This is a genomic window from Patescibacteria group bacterium, from assembly GCA_041662965.1.
In the GTDB taxonomy this organism is placed as follows: Bacteria; Patescibacteriota; Patescibacteriia; order Patescibacteriales; family GWC2-42-12; genus JACPHD01.
In genome coordinates this window covers 88,748-110,650 of the sequence record JBAZRI010000003.1, presented here as the reverse complement: position 1 = coordinate 110,650, position 21,903 = coordinate 88,748, and the positions used below count along the sequence as shown (strand labels likewise).

21 protein-coding genes and 1 other annotated feature are annotated in these 21,903 nt (G+C 39.0%); of the genes, 17 read left to right on the top strand and 4 right to left on the bottom strand.

Annotation, left to right across the window (positions count from 1 at the left end; all coding sequences use genetic code 11):
• The first annotated feature begins 43 nt into the window (after nt 1-43).
• The 10 genes from WC639_02745 to amrB all read left to right on the top strand — a co-directional run bounded on the left by WC639_02745 (nt 44) and on the right by amrB (nt 10,837).
• Entirely contained in the window at nt 44-1,099 is a 1,056-nt protein-coding gene (locus WC639_02745; protein ID MFA6306696.1) for a tRNA 4-thiouridine(8) synthase ThiI, read from the top strand.
• A 7-nt stretch (nt 1,100-1,106) separates the two neighbouring features.
• Nucleotides 1,107-1,661 carry a LemA family protein gene (locus WC639_02740; protein ID MFA6306695.1) on the top strand — a complete coding sequence of 185 codons (555 nt, stop codon included), beginning with the start codon at nt 1,107-1,109 and terminating at the stop codon, nt 1,659-1,661.
• 150 nt (nt 1,662-1,811) lie between these two features.
• Entirely contained in the window at nt 1,812-2,684 is an 873-nt protein-coding gene (locus tag WC639_02735; GenBank protein ID MFA6306694.1) for a TPM domain-containing protein, read from the top strand.
• A gap of 190 nt (nt 2,685-2,874) precedes the next feature.
• Nucleotides 2,875-3,621 (top strand): M24 family metallopeptidase, encoded by a 747-nt coding sequence (locus WC639_02730; protein MFA6306693.1) that lies wholly within the window; start codon nt 2,875-2,877, stop codon nt 3,619-3,621.
• The gene (locus WC639_02725) at nt 3,582-5,006 is read left to right on the top strand and encodes an aminopeptidase (protein ID MFA6306692.1); all 1,425 of its coding nucleotides are present in this window, start codon (nt 3,582-3,584) and stop codon (nt 5,004-5,006) included. Before WC639_02730 ends, WC639_02725 begins: the two co-directional genes overlap by 40 nt.
• A 75-nt stretch (nt 5,007-5,081) precedes the next feature.
• The gene (locus tag WC639_02720; GenBank protein MFA6306691.1) at nt 5,082-6,785 is read left to right on the top strand and encodes a GspE/PulE family protein; all 1,704 of its coding nucleotides are present in this window, start codon (nt 5,082-5,084) and stop codon (nt 6,783-6,785) included.
• A 62-nt stretch (nt 6,786-6,847) separates the two neighbouring features.
• Nucleotides 6,848-7,417, top strand: a complete 570-nt coding sequence (locus tag WC639_02715; protein MFA6306690.1) for a hypothetical protein — start codon at nt 6,848-6,850, stop codon at nt 7,415-7,417.
• 144 nt (nt 7,418-7,561) lie between these two features.
• On the top strand, nt 7,562-8,698 hold the full coding sequence (locus tag WC639_02710; protein MFA6306689.1) for an aromatic amino acid transport family protein: 1,137 nt from the start codon (nt 7,562-7,564) through the stop codon (nt 8,696-8,698).
• A 127-nt stretch (nt 8,699-8,825) separates the two neighbouring features.
• Nucleotides 8,826-9,314, top strand: coding sequence for a YfcE family phosphodiesterase (locus WC639_02705; GenBank protein MFA6306688.1), 489 nt, complete (start codon nt 8,826-8,828; stop codon nt 9,312-9,314).
• A complete protein-coding gene (gene amrB / locus WC639_02700) occupies nt 9,311-10,837 on the top strand; it encodes an AmmeMemoRadiSam system protein B (GenBank protein MFA6306687.1) in 1,527 nt (508 codons plus the stop codon). The genes WC639_02705 and amrB overlap by 4 nt, the downstream gene beginning before the upstream one ends.
• 251 nt (nt 10,838-11,088) lie before the next feature.
• On the opposite strand, the gene WC639_02695 is transcribed toward amrB, so the two are convergent.
• A complete protein-coding gene (locus tag WC639_02695) occupies nt 11,089-12,318 on the bottom strand; it encodes an aminoacyl--tRNA ligase-related protein (GenBank protein MFA6306686.1) in 1,230 nt (409 codons plus the stop codon).
• A 122-nt stretch (nt 12,319-12,440) separates the two neighbouring features.
• On the opposite strand from WC639_02695, the gene WC639_02690 reads away from it, so the two are divergent.
• The 5 genes from WC639_02690 to WC639_02670 all read left to right on the top strand — a co-directional run bounded on the left by WC639_02690 (nt 12,441) and on the right by WC639_02670 (nt 15,744).
• A complete protein-coding gene (locus WC639_02690) occupies nt 12,441-12,941 on the top strand; it encodes a GNAT family N-acetyltransferase (protein MFA6306685.1) in 501 nt (166 codons plus the stop codon).
• Nucleotides 12,942-12,963: 22 nt separating this feature from the next.
• On the top strand, nt 12,964-13,482 hold the full coding sequence (locus tag WC639_02685) for a hypothetical protein (GenBank protein ID MFA6306684.1): 519 nt from the start codon (nt 12,964-12,966) through the stop codon (nt 13,480-13,482).
• Nucleotides 13,483-13,545: 63 nt separating this feature from the next.
• Nucleotides 13,546-13,774 (top strand) — a binding site (T-box leader).
• Nucleotides 13,775-14,047: 273 nt separating this feature from the next.
• Nucleotides 14,048-14,524, top strand: coding sequence for a GNAT family N-acetyltransferase (locus WC639_02680; GenBank protein MFA6306683.1), 477 nt, complete (start codon nt 14,048-14,050; stop codon nt 14,522-14,524).
• Between the two features lie 169 nt (nt 14,525-14,693).
• On the top strand, nt 14,694-15,428 hold the full coding sequence (locus WC639_02675; protein MFA6306682.1) for a helix-turn-helix domain-containing protein: 735 nt from the start codon (nt 14,694-14,696) through the stop codon (nt 15,426-15,428).
• A gap of 25 nt (nt 15,429-15,453) precedes the next feature.
• On the top strand, nt 15,454-15,744 hold the full coding sequence (locus tag WC639_02670; GenBank protein MFA6306681.1) for a hypothetical protein: 291 nt from the start codon (nt 15,454-15,456) through the stop codon (nt 15,742-15,744).
• A gap of 61 nt (nt 15,745-15,805) precedes the next feature.
• Here the strand turns inward: WC639_02670 and WC639_02665 are convergent, their stop codons facing one another.
• A complete protein-coding gene (locus WC639_02665) occupies nt 15,806-16,270 on the bottom strand; it encodes a class I SAM-dependent methyltransferase (GenBank protein MFA6306680.1) in 465 nt (154 codons plus the stop codon).
• A 421-nt stretch (nt 16,271-16,691) separates the two neighbouring features.
• On the opposite strand from WC639_02665, the gene WC639_02660 reads away from it, so the two are divergent.
• Nucleotides 16,692-18,011: a radical SAM protein gene (locus WC639_02660; protein ID MFA6306679.1), complete on the top strand. Its 1,320-nt coding sequence runs from the start codon at nt 16,692-16,694 to the stop codon at nt 18,009-18,011.
• A 25-nt stretch (nt 18,012-18,036) separates the two neighbouring features.
• On the opposite strand, the gene WC639_02655 is transcribed toward WC639_02660, so the two are convergent.
• Entirely contained in the window at nt 18,037-18,741 is a 705-nt protein-coding gene (locus WC639_02655; protein ID MFA6306678.1) for a class I SAM-dependent methyltransferase, read from the bottom strand.
• Nucleotides 18,742-18,873: 132 nt separating this feature from the next.
• Between WC639_02655 and WC639_02650 the strand changes: the two genes are divergently transcribed.
• Nucleotides 18,874-20,277, top strand: a complete 1,404-nt coding sequence (locus WC639_02650) for an ATP-binding protein (protein MFA6306677.1) — start codon at nt 18,874-18,876, stop codon at nt 20,275-20,277.
• 58 nt (nt 20,278-20,335) lie between these two features.
• Here WC639_02650 and WC639_02645 read toward each other — a convergent pair whose 3' ends face one another.
• On the bottom strand, nt 20,336-21,544 hold the full coding sequence (locus tag WC639_02645) for an MFS transporter (protein ID MFA6306676.1): 1,209 nt from the start codon (nt 21,542-21,544) through the stop codon (nt 20,336-20,338).
• Nucleotides 21,545-21,903: the final 359 nt, after the last annotated feature.

Below are 21,903 nucleotides of genomic sequence, written 5' to 3'. Positions count from 1 at the left end.
GCTTCGCTCCCTCTGGTCGCTCGCAATGACAAACGGGGCGGGGATGACAGATAATATTATGACTAAAGCCCTAGTGCTATTATCGGGTGGGCTGGACTCAATGCTGGCGGCGCGCGTTTTAATGGAGCAAGGCGTTGAAGTTACCGGATTAAGCTTTAAAAGTAATTTTTTTAGCGCGGACAGGGCTAAAAAAGCGGCCGGAGAGTTAGGCATAAAATTAATTGAAATTGATTTTTCGGATGAACATTTAAAAATGGTAAAAAATCCGGCTCATGGCTATGGTAAAAACATGAATCCTTGCGTTGATTGCCACGGCCTAATGCTAAAAAAGGCTAAAGAGATAATGGAGAAAGAAAAATTTGATTTTGTGGCGACCGGCGAAGTCTTAGGGCAAAGGCCGATGTCGCAAAATAAAGAAGCTTTAAAAATAGTGGAAAAAATAGCCGGGTTGGAAGGCAAATTAGTCAGGCCGCTGTCGGCAAAATTACTTAATATAAGCGAACCGGAAAAACAGGGCAAATTAATCAGGGGGAAGTTATTGGATATAAGCGGCCGATCGCGCCAGCGCCAATTAGAGCTGGTAAAAAAATATGGTATAAAAGAATATGCCAGCCCGGGCGGCGGCTGCCTTTTAACCGATCCGGAATTTAGCGAAAAATTGCTTAAAATTCTTGGATATTGGCCTGATTGCGCTAGCAATGATATCGCATTATTAAAATACGGCCGGGCGTTTTGGCTTAAAGATACCTCACCCCAACCCTCTCCTTATAAAGGAGAGGGAGAAAAAAATATTTTATTAGTAATCGGGCGAGATGAAAAGGATAATGAAAATTTGGAAAAATTAGCGCAAAAGGGAGACGTGATAATACAATTAGCTGACGAAAACGGGCCGACGAGCCTTTTAAGAGGTATACAGTATAATGTATCAAGTATAATGGAAAGGGAAATTCAAGTTCTTGAAGAATTGAAAATGAGCGAATTAAAATTAGGCGATTCGAAAAGCCAAGAAGAAATTATTAAACTGGCTACGATGCTGACCGGTTATTATGCGACTAAAAGCAGAGGGAAAAAATTAAAATTAAATATAATTAATAAGTAAAAAAACTATGAAAAAAGTTCTTATCATTCTGGCGGTTGTTGCCGCCGTCCTGGCGCTTTATGTCTGGGGCACTTACAACAAAATGGTTACGGCCAATGAAGGCGTAGACAATATGTGGGCGCAAGTTGAAACCCAATACCAAAGGCGTTTTGATTTGATTCCGAATTTAGTTAATTCCGTTAAAGGCGCTATGGGCCAGGAGCAGAAAGTATTCGGTGATTTAGCCGATGCTCGCACGCGTTATGCCGGCGCCCAAACCGTCAACGAAAAAGCCGATGCCGCGACGCAAGTTGAAAGCGCTTTAGGGCGGCTGCTCGTAATTATGGAAAATTATCCGCAGTTAAAATCCATAGAAACCGTGCAGACTTTGATGGTGCAGTTAGAAGGCACGGAAAACAGAATCAGCGTGGAAAGAAAAAGATTTAATGACGCGGCGCGTGATTTCAATGTTATGGTAAAACGCATCCCGGCCAAATGGCTTGCCTCTATGTTCGGCTTTTCGGAAAAAGCTTATTTTGAAGCCGCGGCCGGAGCGGAAAACGCGCCAGCGGTAAATTTCTAATAACAGTTTAGCAAAATGTAAGTTATAGCATAAATGATTGGGCAAGGCTTATTTAATTTTCTACTGCGGAACTCGGTCGAGATTGCTCGGCCTCAGACAGTCCTCGCACGAAAATTAAATAAGCCTTGCCCAATCTTGAGATTTCTAATTATGAAAAAAATAATCATAATTTTATTATTATTTTTTGCTTGGCCGGTTTTTGCCTACTATAATCCCGGGCAGCCCAGCGGTTTTGTTAATGATTATGCCGGAACTTTTTCTTCTGAACAAAAACAAGCGCTGGAGAATAAATTAGCGCAGTTTAATCAAGAAACCAGCAATGAAATCGCCGTGGTTTTAATAGCCAGCCTTGAAGGCGATACGATTGAAAATTTCGCGGTTAAACTATTTGAAGATTGGCAGATCGGCAAGCAAGGAAAAGATAACGGTGTTTTAGTATTGGTAGCCAAAGATGACCGGGAAATGCGGATTGAAGTCGGCTATGGTTTAGAAGGCGCTTTAACCGACGCCCAATCCAATTGGATTATCAATCAGATGATGCAGCCGGCTTTTCGCGCTAATGATTTTTACGGCGGGCTGGATAAAGCAGTTGACCAGATAATGGCCGCGACTAAAGGAGAATATGTGCCAAGCGACAGCCAAAACAGCGGCGATAAAAAATCGTCGTTTGATCCGGAATTTATTTTTTATATAGTTATTTTCGGTTTTATGTGGCTGGCCAGCATCTTAGGCAGAAGCAAATCGTGGTGGGCCGGCGGCATCGTCGGCGCGGTTATTGGGATAGTAATCGGCATAATCAAAGGCTTTTTATTTTTCGGCATAGCCGCTATCGGTTTTTTAATTCCGTTCGGCTTGTTATTTGATTATGTAGTTTCTAAAAAATATCAGGCCGGCAAGGCCGGCGGCCATATACCTTGGTGGATCGGCGGCGGACGCGGCGGATCAGGTGGATTCGGCGGCGGCGGTTTCGGCGGCTTCGGCGGCGGGTCGTCCGGCGGCGGCGGGTCGAGCGGGAGTTGGTAAAATAAAAATTGGTTTTTTAAATCAGCATGCTTAATGTCCGGTTTGGGAAAATTATTTTCCCGTTTAGACAAAATTTTGGTGATTTTTTTCAAAGAATATTTTATTATATTAGATGATTATTTTTTGAAAAAAATCAGCTACAATTTTGTATGCGCTATAAAATAATTTTCCCAAACCGGACAATATTATAATGTCTTGGACTAAAAAACAAATAAAACAGCATAAACAGGCCGCCGAAGCTTTACGCAAGATAATAAAAAAAATTGTTGAATTTATAAAATATAATCCAGAGACTACGGATGTAGCAATCAGGCAATTTATAAAAAAGCGATATAAAAGATATCATCTAAAATCCGATAAACAGAAATCAATCGTGGCTTTTGGCAAAAGTACGGCTCATGTCCACTATTATGCCGAGAAACCGCGCCGATTAAAAAAAGGCGACATAATAATGATTGATATTTGGGCAAGGTTAGAGGAAATTGGCGCGCCGTTTGCGGATATTACCTGGATGATGTATTATGGCAGGAAGCTACCGAAACAGCATGTTGATGCGTTTAGAATTGTGGCGCAAGCCAGAGAGATGGCAATAAAGTATTTACAAAGCAATTTAAAAAATAAAACAATACCGTTGGGTAAAGAGATTGATGACGCGGCCAGAAATTATTTAAATGATCATGGACTGGCCGAAAAATTTTTGCATAGTACCGGGCATTCACTGGGTTTGGTTAGCCCTCATGGCAGAAGGACCAGAATCAGCAGAAAAGGCCGGCAATCGCTGCCGCTTAATATCGGCTATACGATTGAGCCGGGAATTTATTTTAAAAATAAGTTCGGCGTTAGAAGCGAAATTGATTTCTATATTGATGAAAATTATAAATTAATAATTACAACCATATGTCAAAAACAAATTATAAAGATTTGGAAAAAAAGTTAACCATGCAGAAGAGAAATGCCTGGGAGGTTTGGGATGAGAAAACTAAACAGTCAGCTTTTAAATTTTCCGAAGGTTATAAAAAGTTTTTAAATCAGTCAAAAACCGTACCTGAAGCCGTAGCCGCGAGCATGGCTTTAGTTAAACAGGCCGGATTTAAAGATATGGCCGAGCTAAAATCGCTTAAAGCAGGCGATAAAGTTTACGCGGTTAACCGCGACAAGAGCTTATTTTTAGCTAAGGTCGGGAAAAAGCCGCTAAACCATGGCTTTAATATGATTATGCCTCATATTGATTCGCCGCACTTGGATTTAAAAGTCATGCCTTTATACGAAGATGAAAGCTTGGCCTTTTTGAAAACTCATTATTATGGCGGCATAAAAAAATACCAGTGGCCGACCATCGCTTTGGCTTTGCACGGCCAGGTTTATTTGGAAAACGGCAAGAAAGTAGAAATTAATATCGGCGAGAAAGACAGCGATCCGATTTTTATGATTACTGATTTATTGCCTCATATAGACCGCCACGGCGCCCCGGGCTCAAAAGTTGAATCAAAGGAGGTGCTGGGCGAAGAATTAAATTTAGTAGTTGGCTCAATTCCGGTTAAAGATGAAAAAATAAAAGAAAAAGTTAAATTGGCTATTTTAGAATATTTGTGGGTCGAGTATGGCATGAAAGAAATTGATTTGGCCAGCGCTGAACTTAGAGCCGTGCCTTGCGAAAAGGCTCGCGATTTAGGTTTTGACCGCAGTTTGATCTCAGCTTTCAGCCAAGATGATCTGATTTGCGCTTATACCGCCTTGATGGGCATTATAGAATCAAAGACGAGTGAAAAAACGCAGGTTTTAGCCATGGTAGACCGAGAAGAAATCGGTTCGGCCGGCAATACCGGCGCCAATTCATATTTTTTAGAAATTTTTATTTCTGATTTGTCAGAGCTAGTCGACGGGGAAGATGACCTTGATCGTGTTTATAAAATTTTTGCCAAGAGTCAGGCAATTAGCGCTGACGTTACGGCCGGATTGGATCCGGATTACAAAGATGTTTTTGACGTTCGCAATACTTGCCGCTTAGGCTACGGCCTAGCTATTGAAAAATACACCGGCCATGGCGGCAAATATTCAACCAGCGAAGCATCGGGGAAATTCATGCGGGAGTTGGTAGAATTATATAATAAGAATAAAGCTATTGTTTATCAGTTGGTCGGCGGCATGGGTAAAATTGACAAAGGCGGCGGCGGCACAATCGCCAAATATTTAGCCAATCGCAATATGGAGGTAATTGACGCCGGCGTGCCTTTATTCAATATGCACGCGCCGCTGGAGATTTCTTCTAAAGCCGATTTGTATTGCGCTTATTTAGCTTATAAGGCATTTTTAGAAAATTAAATAAATAAAAAAAGGCGTTTTTGAGATTATGGCAAACGCCTTTTTTTTATTGAAAAAATAAGTTATAATGTAATTATGCCAAACAACCAATCCATCAATGATTTATTCAGTAGCGCCGCCGGGCAGGACGTTAACGATGAAAGCGCGGCGGCTAAGTTTAAAGTTAAAGAAAAAAAGCTGAAAATAAAAGAGCTGGAGCGTTTAACCAAACAGGCGGCGGATGGCGCCGGCTTGCCTTATGTTGATTTATTCGGTTTTCCTATCAGCCCGGAAGCTTTAATTTTAATTAATGAAGAGGAGGTTAAGGCGCTGGAAACGCTGTGTTTTTATTATGACGGCAAAAATATTAAATTAGCCAGCTTAGCGCCCCAAGATGAAAAAGTGCAGGCTTTGGCTAAAAGTTTATCAGAAAAATATTTTTCAGAGGTCAGCATTTATTTAATCACCGAGAATAGCTTCAATTTCGGCTTAGAGATGTATAAAACCATGCCAAAAGTCAGGGAAGTCGTCAGGGGCATTAAAATCACGGAAGAAGAATTAAATAAATATGGAGAAAAATTTTCCAGCTTTAAGGATTTGCAGGCCGAGATAAGCCGGGCGCAAATTACCGAAATCGTCACCATGATCATGGCCGCGGCCGTAAAATCAGACTCTTCGGATGTCCATATTGAAGCCGAAGAAAAATTAATAAAGGTCAGGTTTAGGATTGACGGCGTTTTGCATGACGTGGCCAGTTTAGATAAATCGTCTTGGGATAAAATAATTTCCCGCATGAAACTTTTAGCCGCGGTAAAAATAAATATTACGGATAAGCCCCAGGATGGCCGGCTGTCAATCTACATGAAAGATGACCGCATTGATATCAGGGTTTCGTTTTTACCCACTAATTTCGGCGAAAGCGTGGTTATGCGCTTATTGCGTTCCAGCGCCGTTGGTTTGGAATTTACTGATTTAGGCATCCGCGACCGAGCTTTTGATCAGTTAAAAAGAGAAGTTGAGCGGCCTAACGGCATGATTATTACTACCGGCCCGACCGGTTCGGGCAAAACCACCACGCTTTACGCCATACTTAAAAAATTAAATAATCAAGAAACTAAAATCATAACCATTGAAGACCCGATTGAATATCAGCTCGCCGGCATAAACCAATCGCAAGCCAGTAAAAATTATACTTTTGCCCAAGGGCTGCGCTCAATCGTGCGCCAAGATCCGGATATTGTCATGGTTGGCGAAATCCGCGACTTAGAAACGGCGGAAATCGCCATTCAAGCCGCTTTAACCGGCCATTTGGTTTTATCCACTATCCATACTAACGACGCGGCCGGCACGGTGCCAAGATTTTTATCCATGGGGACTAAACCGTATTTATTGGCGCCGGCTTTAAACGCCATGCTTGGGCAAAGATTGGTTAGAAAAATTTGCCAGAAATGCAAGCAGGAAATAAAATTGGTAGACGAAGTTTTAGACAGAGTGAAAAGCCTTTTAGGCGAGCTTTTGGAAGAAGACAAGAAAAAAATTGATTTTAACAATTTAAAATTTTTTCAGGGCCAGGGCTGTGAAACTTGCCAAGGCATCGGCTATAAAGGGCGAATCGGCATTTATGAAGTTTTAACCATGAATAAGGAAATTGAAAAATTAATTTTAGGCGGCGCGGCCAGCGAATATGACATGCGCGATAACGCCAAGAAAAACGGCATGATTACCATGGCCCAGGACGGGCTTTTAAAAGCGCTTGACGGCATCACATCCGTTGAAGAAATATTCAGAGTAGCGGAGTAAAATAAATTAAAAATTAAAAAATCAAAAATTTTACATTTTGATTTTTGCATTTTACACTATCTATGATCAATAAAAAATTCGTCCAGCAGTTAAAAAAAGATTTTGACGCGCATGGTAATGAGCGCCGGCAAATTATTAGCTTAGCTAATATAGTTTTGCATGATTCTAAAAAAGCAATATTTTCCCTGCATCGAGACGATATAGCCGGCGCGGAAAAGACACTTAAGGAGCTTGAAGAGATTTTAAAAAATTTGGAAAAAAAATTCAATTCCTCCCGCTTAATGCAGGAAGGGTCTTATAAGGCGGCTTTAGAAGAATACGTTGAAGCGAAAATGTTTTATTTAGTAATGATTGGAAAAAAAGTCGATAAAATTCAGGGCATAAAAGTTGACTATGAAAGTTATCTCGGCGGGATCAGCGATTTAATCGGCGAGTTAGTCCGCCAGGCCATAAAAATGGCTACCCTGGGTAATATTAACGAAGTGAAAAAAATTAATCAGATTGCCAACGACATTATGGCTGAATTGGTTGAATTTGATATGAGGAGCTATCTGCGCACCAAATATGATCAGGCCAAAGGGCATTTAAGGAAGATTGAGCAGATAAATTACGAGATAAATTTGAGAAAATAGATTTTTTAGTTAAAATACATGATAATTGGGCTAAATTTATTAAATTTTCTACTGCGGAACTCGCCCGAGAGTACTCGGGCTCAAACAGTCCTCGTACGAAAATTTTACAAATTTAGCCCAATTAGTTAATAGAGAACATATTTTATGTCAAAAAATTATCTTTTGGCCGTGGCAACCTTAATGGGTACGATTATCGGCGTGGGTTTATTCGCCATACCTTTTGTTATAAATAAATCAGGCATTATACCGCTGTTTGTTTATATAGCGGCCTTGGCCGCGATTCAATATTTTTTTCATCTGCTTTTCGCTGAAGTGGTTTTATCAACTAAGAATAAGCATCGTCTGCCCGGTTTTGTCGGCAGATATGTTAATCAAAAAAGCAAGAAATTGACTTTTATCATTGACGCCATCGGCAGCTACGGTTCGGTTTTGGCCTATATTATTGTCGGCGGCCTTTTTTTACACCAATTATTGAATCCTTATTTGGGCGGCAGTATTTTTTTGTATTCAACCGTTATTTTCGCCGGCGTTTCTTTAATTACTTTTTTTGACATAAAAATGATCGCCGGCACCGAATTGGTTTTAACCTCTTTTTTAGTAATCGCCATCGGTTTGATCATCTGGCGAGGCTTTGGCCATATCCAATTGGCCAATTATCATTTAGTGGAATGGAGAAACGTCTTTTTGCCTTATGGGCCGATATTTTTCGCCGTCAGCGGCGGCGCGGCCATTCCTGAAATTTGCCGCTTGCTAGCTTATGAAAAAGAAAAAATTAAAAGCGCCATCGCCTGGGGCACTTTTATTCCGGCCGTGTTGACGCTAATTTTTGTCTTGGCAATCTTAGGCATAACCGGCGCGAGCACAACGCCCGATACTTTAGCCGGCTTAAGTTTGGTTTTAAATGACGGCGTTATTATTTTTTCTTTGATTTTCGGGCTTTTAGCCATAATCACATCATACATAGTCACTGCTCAAGCCATGGAAGAAATTTATCAATGGGATCTTGGTTTAAGCAATAAATTGTCCTGGTTTTTAGCTTGTTTTATTCCTTATTTTTTATATTTGGTCGGCTGGGCCAACTTAACTAAAGTTATCAGCTTTACCGGAGCCGTGGCCGGCGGATTATCCGGCATCATTTTAATTTGGCTGGTATTCAGAGTCAAAGCTAAGCCGGAGCAGGTCTCAATTATAAAGAATAAATTAACTAAACCCATGGCTTATTTTTTATCGCTACTGCTTATTTTAGGGGTAGTTTATGAGATTTGGGCGACGTTGAAATAGCTTACGCATAATTCAGCTGCAAAAAATTGTTTTTTCTGCTTAGACGAAATTTGGTCTCCCTGCGGTCGCTACAATTTCGTATGCGCGATAAAAACAATTTTTTGCAGCTGAATTATTAATAAAAACTATGAAATTTTTAGTTATAGCGGATATTCACGATAATTTGGTTAATCTGGAAAAATGTATAAATTGGGGCAGAGACCAGGAAATTACCAGCGCGATTTGCTGCGGCGACGTGGTGAATGCGGAAACTTTGAAACATCTGGCGGCGAGTTTTAAAGCTGTTTATTTAATTAGAGGCAATTTGGAAATTTATCAAGAGCCGGAGATCGGCAAACATAGCAATATAAATTATTTAGGCAGGTTCGGCGCGTTTGAGATTGAGGGAAAAACCGTCGGCTTATGCCATGAGCCCTGGTTTATCAAAAAAGTTTTAGAACAAAAAAAATGCGTTGTGGTTTTTTACGGCCATACGCATGAGCCGTGGATTGAAGCTAAGGACGGAATTACTACGGCCAATCCGGGAACTTTAGGCGGAGTTTTTAATAAAGCCAGCTTCGCGGTTTATGACAGCGGAAGCGGCAGGCTAGAGCTTAAAATATTAGAACTTTTGTGAAGAAATTATTATTTTTATTCTTAGTTTTAATGCTTTTAACCGCCTGCGGTCAGAAACAGGCGACTAATGATATGTTAAAAACCATCAGACCGGCGGCCGTAGCCGGGCAATTTTATCCAAATGAGCCGGGCGCGATTACCGATCAAATCCGGAGGTATTTAAAACAGGCGCTGGCGGAGAAAATAGAAGGCCGGGTTAAAGCCATTATAGTGCCGCACGCGGGCTATGATTATAGCGGAGCGGCGGCGGCTTATGCCTTTAAACAACTAGAGGGCAAAAAAATTAACACAGCCGTGATTATCAGTAATTCCCATAAAGCCTATTTTGACGGCATAGCCATTGATGATAGCGACGGCTGGCAGACGCCGCTCGGAACCGTAGCGGTAGATAAAGAGTTGGCGGAAAAATTAATCGCGGCAGGCGGCGACATAAAATATGACGGCTCAATCCATAAAGAAGATCATGTTTTAGAAGTGGAAATTCCGTTTTTACAAACGGTTTTAGAGGGCGATTTTAAAATTTTGCCGATTTTATTCGGCAACCAAGATGAAGATAGTTATAAAAAATTAGCCGAGGCTTTAAAAGATAATTTAAGCCAGGATGACATAGTAATAATTTCCACTGACATGTCGCATTACCCGGAGTATGAAGACGCTAATAAAATTGATAAAGAAACTTTGGAAAAAATAAAAACCGCTACTGCCGAAGAATTCGTCGGTTATATCAAGGGCGTGGAAAGCGCCGGCTACGCTAACGAGCAAACCGCGCTTTGCGGCATTGACGCGGTTAAAACCGCTATAGAGTTAGCGCGATTAGCCGGCTGGGATAAAGTTGAAATTTTAAAATATGCCAATAGCGGCGACGCGCCGTTAATCGGCGATAAAGCAAGGGTGGTCGGATACGGGACGGTCGCTTTTGCTAAAATGGAAAATGTAAATAGCAAAATGCAAAATGACAATGAAAAATTTAAAAATATTAACGAATTAAGTGATGAGCAGAAGAAGAAGCTTCTAGATATAGCGAGACAGACAGTGGAAAGCTATGTGAAGAATAGTAAGATTCCGGAATTTAATGTTACCGATGAGAGATTAAATCAAAAACAGGGTGCGTTCGTGACGCTAGAAAAAGACGGGCGACTGCGCGGCTGTATCGGGCAAATTGTGCCGTCAGACGAGCCGCTGTGGCAGGTAGTGCGCGACATGGCGGTGGCCGCCTGTTCGGAAGACGGGCGTTTTAACCCGGTAAGCGAAGATGAATTAAGCAAGTTAGAATATGAAGTTAGTGTTTTATCAACACCGGAACCGATTGATGATTGGCAAAAAATAGAGTTAGGCCGGCACGGCGTGATTATAAGGCGAGGCGCGCAAAGCGGAGTGTTTTTACCCCAAGTAGCCACCGACACCGGTTGGACCCTAGAAGAATTTTTATCAGAACTCTGCTGGCAAAAAGCCGGGCTGGCGCCGGATTGCTACAAGGATAAAAGCACGCAAATTTTAACGTTCACGGCGCAGGTGTTTAAGTGATATGTTTCCGCTCCGCTCGGGGCCGCTTTTTTAGAAAAAGCGGCGCAAAAATCGCGAGCTGGAGAAAAATTTAGGAATTTATGCCAATAATTTCTAACAAAATTTTCAACTCGCCTAACGGCTCAAACAGGAAAATTTTGTAAAGAAATTTTGCCATAAATTTTATCCTAAATTTTTCTAGGCTCGCCTTAAAAATTTAAAATTACAATAAAAAAGGCGAGTTTTTTAATCTCGTCTTTTTTCTATTGTATTTATTTTAACTCTTTTATTACATTCTTTTCTTCAATAATTTTACTTTCTTTTTCCGCTCGTTTTTTTAATTCAACTCCGCCGGCTTTAAGAGATTTTTCGCTCACCACTAAGCGATAAGGCAGGCCGATTAAATCCGCGTCAGCGAATTTTTCGCCGGCGCTTACTTCTCGGTCGTCATATAAAACTTCAATTTGATTTTTGTTCAAGTCGGAATAAATTTTTTCCGCCCGCTCGTTTTGCCCCAAAGAAATAAGATGGGTTTTAAACGGCGCGGCCGCTTCCGGCCAAATAATGCCCTTGTCATCATGCATTTTTTCAACAATTACGCCGATAAGGCGCGAGATGCCGATGCCATAACAGCCCATAACCGGATATTTTTTTGCTCCTTTTTCATCTTTGAATGACAAGCCAAAATCTTGGCCGTATTTTTGCCCTAAATCAAAAACATTGCCAACCTCGGAGGCTTTAGCGCGGTTTAATTTGCCCTTTTTGCATTTCGGGCAAGAATCAAATTCTTTTTGTTCGGCGATTTCTTTATTAACGCAAAAAACACATTCATCGCAATACAGAATATCGTCTTCTCCGGCGTCGGTCAGAACCATGAATTCATAGGATATTTTTTTACTGAAACTTCCGCCTGAAGCTTCGGTCACTTTTGCCGTTAAGCCCAGGCGTTCAAATATTTTTAAGTAGGCCTGTTTGGCGATTTTATAAAATTTATCAAAGTCGTCCTGATCGGCATGGAAACTGTACATGTCTTTCATTAAAAATTCCCGGCCTCTTAAGAGCCCTGATTTAGCCCTTAGCTCATCGCGGAATTTCCAATGAATCTGGTAAACCGCCAAAGGTAGGTTTTTGCTTGTCTGCACCCGGTGCATGATTAGGGGAGTAACCACTTCTTCTTCGCTTTGCCCCAGCGCGTATTCTTTTTCCGTTCGGCTTTTAATTTTAAAAAGAATGTCAATATTATCCCAGCCACCGGTTTTCTCCCAGTTTTCCTTAGGATGCAGCATGGCCATTAAAATTTCCTGTCCGCCGATTTTATTCATTTCTTCCCTAACTACCTGTTCAATTTTCCTAAGGGTCAAAAGCCCTAGGGGCAGGTAATTATAGACTCCGGCCATTAGCTTCTCGGTAAAACCGGCCCGCGTTAAAAGTTGAGCATTTATAGTTTCTTCGTCCTTAGGAGCGAAGCGTTCAGTTTTGGTGAAAAGTTGGGATTGTTTCATATGTAGTTAATTTTAGAGGAAGATTAGAGAAGTGTCAAAATTAATTTAAAGCAGATATATTTTATTGAAAATTATCAGTGAATATGATAAAATTCGCGCATAAGAGACTAATATTTAATTTTATGCCAAAAATAAAATTAAGGCCGCAAAAAATCAGCGACGCCAAAAAATTTTACGAGATTTTAAATAACCAGAATTTTGTTTATCTGACAAGCGTCCGGCCGAAGTCTGTTTTAGCCGAGAAAAATTGGCTTAAAGGCAATACGAAACGGCAGAAAGAGAATACCGAATGGAATTACGCGATTATTTATGGCGAAGAGGTTGTTGGCGCGATTGGCGTGAAAATAAATTATCACCGGAGATATGTTGGAGAAATCGGTTATTTTATAGATGAAAAATATTGGGGTAAAGGCATTGCCAGTAGAGCAGTTAAATTAATGGAAGATGTTTGCTTTAAGAAACTAAAGCTTATGAGGATTGAAATATTAATGCAGCCGGCCAATATTGCCAGCGAAAAAGTGGCTATAAAAAACGGCTACCGGAAAGAAGGGCGGATGCGGAAAGCGCTAAAAGAGAAAGACGGAAAAATGAAAGATTGCTATTCATACGCGAAAGTTTTATAAGCAATAGTTTGTATTAATTTTTATGAAACAAACAGAAAGAGAACGGGTTTATTTAGTAAAATATTTGCCCAATAATTTAAATCAATTCAAGCCGATTGAAATTCAAATCGGAGATTTTTTTGATTCTAACGCGGTTGATGCTTTAAAAATTCGCCAAAAAGGCAATGATTATCATTTAATCAAAAAAGAAGATAATTCCGCGCAGGAAAGAATTGAGCATGTTATTCATATTAAAGAAGGAGAGTTTAAAGCCCTGATCGGCGCTACCGTCCAATCTCATAAAAAATTAAGATACTTGTTACCGCTTAATAATTTGATATGCGAGCTAGATATTTATAAAGAAAAATTAAGCGGTTATGTTAGAGTGGAAGTTGAATTTGATAATGATGAAGACATGCTTAATTTTATTCCGCCCGAATGGTTCGGCGGTGAAATAACCGAAATAAACCATGAAATACATGAAAATTTAGGCGTAGTTACTTTTGCTGAAATGAAGGAAAGGTATCGCCGACGAGGGATTATTCTTGAGAAAGTTTTGTAAAAAAGTTTGTCAGTTTGACAAAAAATTATTTATATATTACAATATAATTGATCTTAAAAATCAACCTAATCATTGAAGGAAAATAGTAAGCAATATTTAAGCCTCTAAGCGAGCCGGGTAATGGTGCGAGCCCGGCAGGCCAGTAATGCTGAACGCGCTTCCGGAGATTGCCGGCTGAACCTAAGTAGGCCGGAGCGGTTTGCTACCGCGGGCAAATAGCTTAATGAGCGCTCCGATAATAAAATTGGGGAATCAGGGTGGTACCACGAGACTAAATAACCTCGTCCTTGAATAGAATTTTTTCTATTTGAAGACGAGGTTTTTTAATATTATATGGCAAAAAATAAAATACACGCAATTATAAACAGACGCCGCGCAACTCAAACTATTTTTTTGAGGCTGTTTGTTAGTGTTTAAAATATTTATACTTTACGAACTATCAAGCGGCCTCAAAAAGGCCGTTTTTTAGTTCTTTGAAAATGAAAGGAGGTGATGCTGCGCATAGGGGAGCGTAAAGGGTAAACGAAACAACCGGTTAAATTTTAATCAAAAAAGGAGATTCATCATGAAAATAATAATTAGACAAGCGGTAGTTAGTGATATAGTAAAAATTCACGATTTAATCAAGCTCTATGCTAAGGAAGAGTTGCTTCTGCCAAAAAGCAGAGCCGAGCTAACGGTCATGTTGCCGAATTTTTTGGCGGCTGACTATGATGGCCAATTTGCCGGCAGCGTGGCTTTTAAAATCGGTGAAGATGAAAAAGCGGAAATAGTTTCTTGGGTTGTGGATAAAAAATATTTTAATCACGGCATAGGCTCTATGCTAATTTCGGCAGTGATGGAGAGGATAGAGGATCTGGGCATAAAAATAGTTTACACTTTAACTTTACGCCCTAATACTTTTGAAAAGCACGGTTTTAAAAAAGTTGGCATGGAGATGCTGCCTAAAAAAATGTGGACAGATTGTATCCGCTGTCCGCGCAATATCGCCGTACCGGGGTCAGTAGACTGCAAGGAAATCGCGCTCATCAAAAATTTTTAACAAAAAGGGCCTGAGTAAAATCAGGCCTTTTCTATTTTGCATAGATTGTAATCTTAGTAATATCATATTATTTAATATTTTTGTTTAATTTTAGCTAAATTTAATTATTTTTGCAAATTATTTAAAATCAGTATTTGCATAGTTTTAAAAAATAAGGTATAATACTATTATGCAAAATAAAGAGTTAATAACAATTAATCAGGCCACGCAAATATTAGGAGTTTCTCTAGATACGCTTCGCCGCTGGGATAAAAGCGGAAAATTGCCGGCGGTTCGCCTTAAAAGCTCCGGGCATAGATACTATGACAGAAATTTATTGGCCGAATTGATGCCTAATTTGGATATTTATAAACTGGCTTTAAAATGGGCAAGCGGCGATACAGCCGTTGAACCTCTGGCCGATTTTTACTGTCCCAACAGTTCAATTTTTCAGGCGCGGCTGTCAAGGCTGGAAACCGAACTTATTAAATCCGGCATTCTGCAAGACAGGTTTTCTTTAATTACTTCCGTCGTCGGAGAAATCGGCAATAATGCCTATGACCACAATCTCGGCAACTGGCCGGATGTTCCGGGGGTGTTTTTTATCTATAATCTTAATAACCGGCAATTGGCGATTGCCGATCGAGGCCAGGGAGTTTTAACTACCTTAAGAAAGGTCAGGCCAGATTTAAAAGATGATCAAGACGCGGTAAAAATGGCTTTTACCGAAATAATATCCGGGCGGGCGCCGGAAAGCCGGGGCAACGGTCTTAAATTTGTTAGAAAAATAGTTGCGGAAAACAAATATGATTTTTTATTCAAGAGCGGGCAGGCCGAATTAAGAATAAATAAAAAAAGCCATGGCATAGACATAGCTGAAGCGAAAACGCCGGTTAACGGTTGTTTGGCGTTAGTTAAGTTTTAAAAGTGTTATTGATAAAATAAATAATATGATAATACAACTAAAAAAATTCGGCGCAACTTTAACTTCAAGGCAATTAGGCAAAGAAGCTTTAGCCGCTTTTATGCCTTCTTTGCCAAGCGCAGATAAAATAGAAAATGTTGAGGCTGATTTTTACGGGGTCAATACTTTTTCGCCGTCCTGGGGCGATGAGTTCTTAACTCCGCTGGTAAAAAAGTACGGCAGAAAATTTATTATAAAGCGTTCCGATAATCAGTCGGTAATCGCCACTTTGAAATTATTGGAAGAAGTTAATGGATATAGATTTAATATTGAGTAGGCGATATTTTATAAAAGTTTGTGTTTAAAATTATAAAACCCGGCATTAATTTGTCGGGTTTTTATTTTCGCGCCTTGGCCTCTAAAATTTTATGCCAATGCTTATGTCCGGCTTCATCGTCGTAAAAATCAAATATTTTAACGGCGATATTTTTAAAACCTTGTTTTTTTAATAATTTTTCTAAAAAATCAGCGGTTATATCGGATTTGCCGTTAGGGTCTGATTTATCAAAAGTATGAATAAAAAACCAACCGCTGTTTTTTAAATTACTATAGGCTGTTTTAATAAGCTGTTCTTTATTTTTTAATTTTTGCAGAACATAATTCGTATATACTAAATCAAAAGGCTTATTTTTTGATTGATATGGTTTCTCCAAATCCACGCCGGTTTTTATATCCACGCCTTCACCCTCCCAGCCAAGTTTTTTTAAGTCTGTTATATCGGAAAAATCTCCGGCTCCCAAATCCAGGGCTTTACCCGGTTTTTTGAATTTAACGTCTATGAATTTTTTTAAATAGGTGTTCATAGTTAAATTATACAACAAAAATGATTATATAAAAAAAGCCGTTTTAGTTGAGATAATTTTACGCCCGCATTCTTCTGACACAATTCTTGACAATCACGGCAATTCAGACTATTTTAAAGGTGTTATCGTTATAGCTTAAAAGGTTATTAGCGATAATAAAAAGCTCATTAAAATGTCTTAATACTAAATACTAAAAGTTGAGAATATTTTATTTTAGGTGAGGGCGTAAGGATGTTGTTATGCCTTACAATTTATGCTCAAGAAAGGAGGGATGGGGATGCGCACTCTAAATCCAAAGGAAGTGGTCGTTATACGGCCTCAGCCTGCCGTGATGATTAACCATGGCGAAGTATCGGCCCCGGCACCATCGGAAATTCAACCCGCTATCAGGTCCAAATAACTGACCGGTGGCACAACTCAGGTGAGGATTTACGGCTATAGCGTAAATCCTCACCATCAATCCATTGGAGGTAAAATGAAATACGCGCTGAAGGAAGGAATTATATTGCGTCATGAATGGTTTGGCTGTTTGGCCTTTCAATCTTTTAGCGGGCGTTATTGGCAATTTAATGAAGATGCTTTTGAGATTCTCCGTCTTCTCAATACCCCTTTGACTATAAGTGAATTGCGTAAAAATTTAATTGTTAAGGGAATGATGATCGGCGATCAAGAAATTCAGGATTTTATCACTTTTTATGATGAACAAGGATTGATAGACCGACGAAATGAGGCTTCAGGTATTTTGATTTTCAACGAAAGTAAAAATAATTTTAGAACCGATTGCTTAGCGGCGCCATCTAGCGTTACAATTTATATTACCGACTATTGCCCGAAATATTGCCGTCATTGCGCCACGAATGCAAACAGTCGCATCAACAGACAAAAAGAGCTGATCTTTGACGATTGGGTGAAAATAATACAACGATTGCGAGAAGCCGGCGTTCTTATGTTGGTTATCTCCGGCGGAGAGCCATTATCACTTCCATATACACAACGGATTCTTGAAATCGCCGATGAGATGCAATTTGGCTTAACTCTGTTGACTGACTATGACAATCTCGATGAGCAGCAAGCTTCCGGTCTTAAATCTTTAAAGCATCTTATCAGTATACAAACCAGTTTAGATGGAGCAACGGCGGAAACTCATGATTTTCTGCGAGGCAAAGGGTCATTTTTAAAAACTTTGCGCCGTCTGCGCCTGCTCAATGATGCCGGCTTGGCTTTTACCGTTGCGGCAGCGGTCCATAAAAAAAATATCGGCGAGCTAGATGAAATTGCTGAGCTTGCCGGTGAATACGGAGCATCCTCCATTTATCTTAACGCAGTTACTCCATATGGCCGAGCCAAGGAAACAATGCAAGATTTTTTGCTTGACGACGAGGATTTAAAATATATGGCGCAAACATGTCTGCGCTGGGCGGCCGCAGGTAAAGTTAAAATGAGAAATCCTTTTTGGAAATCAGAATTGCATCATTTGGGAAATAATGAGTATCACCCGCTGGCCGGAACTCTTAGCGCCATGAGTTTGGGAATTTATAATTTTGCCATTTCCAGCAAAGGGGATTGTTATTTGGACGCCAAGCAACGAGCCGAGGAATTATTAAAGCTAGGCAACATTATGACGGATGATCTTCTTGAAATGTGGAATGATTCGCGGCTGGATAAGCTGCGCTCCCTGCACTCACCAGAGGATTTCGCTTATACTCAACAATCAAGAGTGGAGGCGGCGCTGAGTATTTAGTTGAAATTTAAGAGTGGCTTAACCGTTAAGCCACTCTCTTTTTTGCCTTAATATATATCCGGTTGTTGTCCAGATTTATAATTTTTATGATAGAGAAATATTTTTTTACTTTTTTTATAATCAATTTATTCGGATAAGAGCGTTCCTCAATAATAAATTTTTTATGCTTAAATAATCCCGATGATTTTTTTATAAAGCCGTCAATTATCCAAAAGCAAATTTGCCCCTCGGCTTTTACCCGCATAAGAATGTAATCTCGGCCGATTTTTTTAAAAATTGTCCGTCCGCCATAATTTTTAAAGCCTTCAATCGTATTAAAATCAAAAATAAATATGCCGCCAGCGCTAAGACAGGCAGCCGCCATTTTAAATAGTCGCTCCCAATCTTTTAAAGTCGGCAGATGGTTAATTACATCAAATGTGCAGGTAATAAGATCAAATTTTTTATTGTTTTTAAAATTCCTTATATCGCCGACGGAATAATAAGTATTTTTATCTTTCGCTTCGGCGATTTTAATCATCTCCGGCGAACCGTCAATGCCGTATGTTTCATTTTTTGAAGAATAATATTTAAGCAAATTCCCGGTGCCACAGCCCAGATCAAGCATACGCGAACCTTTAGTTTTACCGATAATAGATTTATAAACGGTAAACACCCTTAAATTGGTAAGCTCATCGTAATATTCAGCCAGTTGTTTATATGATTTATTGCTGGTTATTTTATTTACCATATATTAATAAAATAGCATATTAAGTATAAAATTGCAATAAAATTACTAAAATTAGCCAGTTCTTGACATTATAGCTTATGTATAGTATAGTTAAATTGTAATTTAGTTATATAACGCTTTAATTATAAATATATGATAACAAGCCAAGATTTAGCCTTGAAAAATGGCTGGTGGGAAAATAATCAGTATAAAGCGGAAGAGGCAAAATGGGAGAAAAGAGATCTCTATGAGGTTATAATTAACAATTTGGGGCACCCTTTAATGCTTAATATCGTTGGCTTGCGGCGCGTTGGCAAGAGTACGATTGTTAAGCAATTAATCGGCCGGCTGATAGAAGAAAAAGTTCAACCAAAAAATATTTTTTATTTTTTATTTGATTATGCCAGTCAAATACAAAAGGCGGAATTTCTTGATGAGGTTCTGTCTGTTTATTTTAGAGATATTATAGCTAGGCCGAGCCTCGCCTTAGATGAACTGGTCTATATTTTATTGGACGAGATTCAATATATTGAAGATTGGCAATCAGTTTTGAAAAAATACTATGATTTGTCCGGTAAAAAAATTAAGTTTATTGTTACCGGCTCGCAAAGCGTTTTATTAAGGGGCAAGTATCGGGAAAGTCTGGCTGGCAGAATTTTTGATTTTTATCTACCGCCGATGTCATTCAGGGAGTTCGCAAAAATTAATTATGGTAGAGCTAATTTAGCGGAAAAATTTGATTTGTTTGAATTGCCGAAACAGTTCGGAAAATTAAGCATTTATAACACCCACCACGGCAAGGAAATTGCCGATTTGAGCAGAGAATATATAACTGTCGGCCAATTTCCCGAAACCAGGCAAATTGCCAGTCCGGAAAGAAAGCACGAATATATCGTCGAATCGGTGATAGGCAAAGTATTGGAGGACTGCATTCGTATTTTTAATATTGAAAAAATCGACCAATTCAAATTGATTACGCGCCAATTAATCAATAATGCCGGCTCAATTTTCGAGCTAAAGAATATCGGCCAAGAGGCCGGAGTGTCTTTTATAACTTTAAATAAATATTTGGAATATTTGAAAGACAGTTATGTCGTGGAAGTACTTTATAAATATCACAAAAGTCCGATTAAGCAAGGCAGAATTTTAAAAAAATTATATACTCCCTGCATTAACTTTACCTGCGCTCTTAATCATTTCAGGGCGGATCACGTCGATGAAGTTCCGCAGGCTTTTGGAAAAATTATTGAGAATGTGGTTTATAACGTGTTTGAATTAAAATATAAAACTAATAAATTAATAGATAGCTTGAGTTTTTGGCGGCAAGGAGAAAAGGAAATAGATTTTATAATTAATATTAATAATAAATACTTGCCGGTTGAAGTTAAATTTTCAAACAATATCAGCTCTAAAGAACTTTCGGTTTTGGCAGATTATATAAAGGCGAAAAAGCTGGGATACGGAGTGGTTGTAACAAAAAGTGAAATGGATAGAAAAGAAGTGAACGGCCAGGTTTTGTATTTTATTCCATACTATTTAATTTTATTAATGATATAAAAACATAAAATTGCAATTATATATCTAAAATTAGCCAAATATCTATTCAAATTTTTTATTAATTTTGTAAGGCAGGTGTTTTAATTTTAGCATAGAAAATGATTGCTGGAATAATCAGCAGGGCAAGGCCGAAGATTGACGCTTGACCGCTGCTATAATTTGTTAAAAAACCGCCAAGAATTGTGCCGCTAAAGGCGGCTAGGCCAAGCGAGGCGGCCCGGAGAGAGCCGAGGGTGGCTCTGATTTTCGATGGGATCTCTTTTTGAAAAAAGGCCGAGTTAACCGGGTTGAAGGCATCTTCCAGGCTGTTATGAAGAAAAATTAATAAAACGGCAAACAGGGGATTAAGCAAAAGACTGGCGGAAAGATATAAAATAATTTGGGAAGCATAAACGATAATAAGATAAATTTTTTGATTTGAAAACTTTTTTGTCATTCCGATAGCCAATAAAGGTATAAAAATACCCGCGATAGCCGACAATGAATAAACCAAGCCCCAGTTGCTTTCTTTTAGGCCTGAATCCAAAAGATATTTTTGCATTGCCACACTGCCGATTCCAACCAAGGCAATTGTAGCGAAAAATTCTCCCAAAATAATATTTTTAGTGTTTGCGTTGATGATAAAAAATTCATATCCCTTTTTAAGGCTCGCTTTGAGTTGAAAAAATTTTGAGCTGCCATCCTTTTCTTTTTTAAAATTTTCTTTTGTAAAAGACAAAACAAGCAAGGTGATTATTATAATAATCAGGCGGGCAACCCAAACGGCCTGATTGTTAGAAAAAAACAAGAGCCAGCCCGATAAAAGACCGGCAACGATCATACCAACGCTATAGAAACTTGATGATAGCGGGTAGAAGTTATCAAGATATTCTTCCTTTAACTCGTCTGGTGCGAGCTCAATCGCCCAGGCGTCGTCGGCGCCGGTTGTGAAAGTTGTGATGATTCCCCAGAGAACAAAAAAACCAATAAGCAAGAAGTAATTAGCGGTATAAATAATTGCTAAAAGAATCAATATTTCCCCGGCGATGCCGGTTAGCACTGAAAATTTACGGCCGAATGTGTCGGCGATTGCCCCGGTGATTATTTCAAAAAAAATCGGCAATAAAAAAAGGATTGAAAGCAAGAAAGAAGCTTTAAAGAAATCAATTCCTTTTTCCCTGAAATACAAAAAGAAAGTTATGCTAGTGATAAAGCAGGCGCCTTTTAAAAACTTATAAATAAAAAAAGGCCAAAATTCAAATATTACTCTTCTCTTTGATAATACCATTAAATTATATTTATTATTATTCTTATGATACCGAATAACGCGAAGCAAATATATCAATATTATATCAAAAGTTTAATTAATATAACAATTTTATTTATTACGCCTGCCATCGCCAGAGGAGTGGATAAATTTAAAATAGCATAGCTAGGGTAAAATTATTATAATTTACCTAAAATTAGCCAACCTTTGATAAACTATTGACAAAATCTTATTTTTTGCTTATTATAAAAGTGTTATTTAGGATAACACTTTTTAATTTGATTTTAATTAAATATTGGTAAAATCAAGATAAAAGTTGTTATTTGCTAGGCAGTTTTTAACTAAGCTGTCGGTAATAACAAAAAGCTCGTTAAAACACC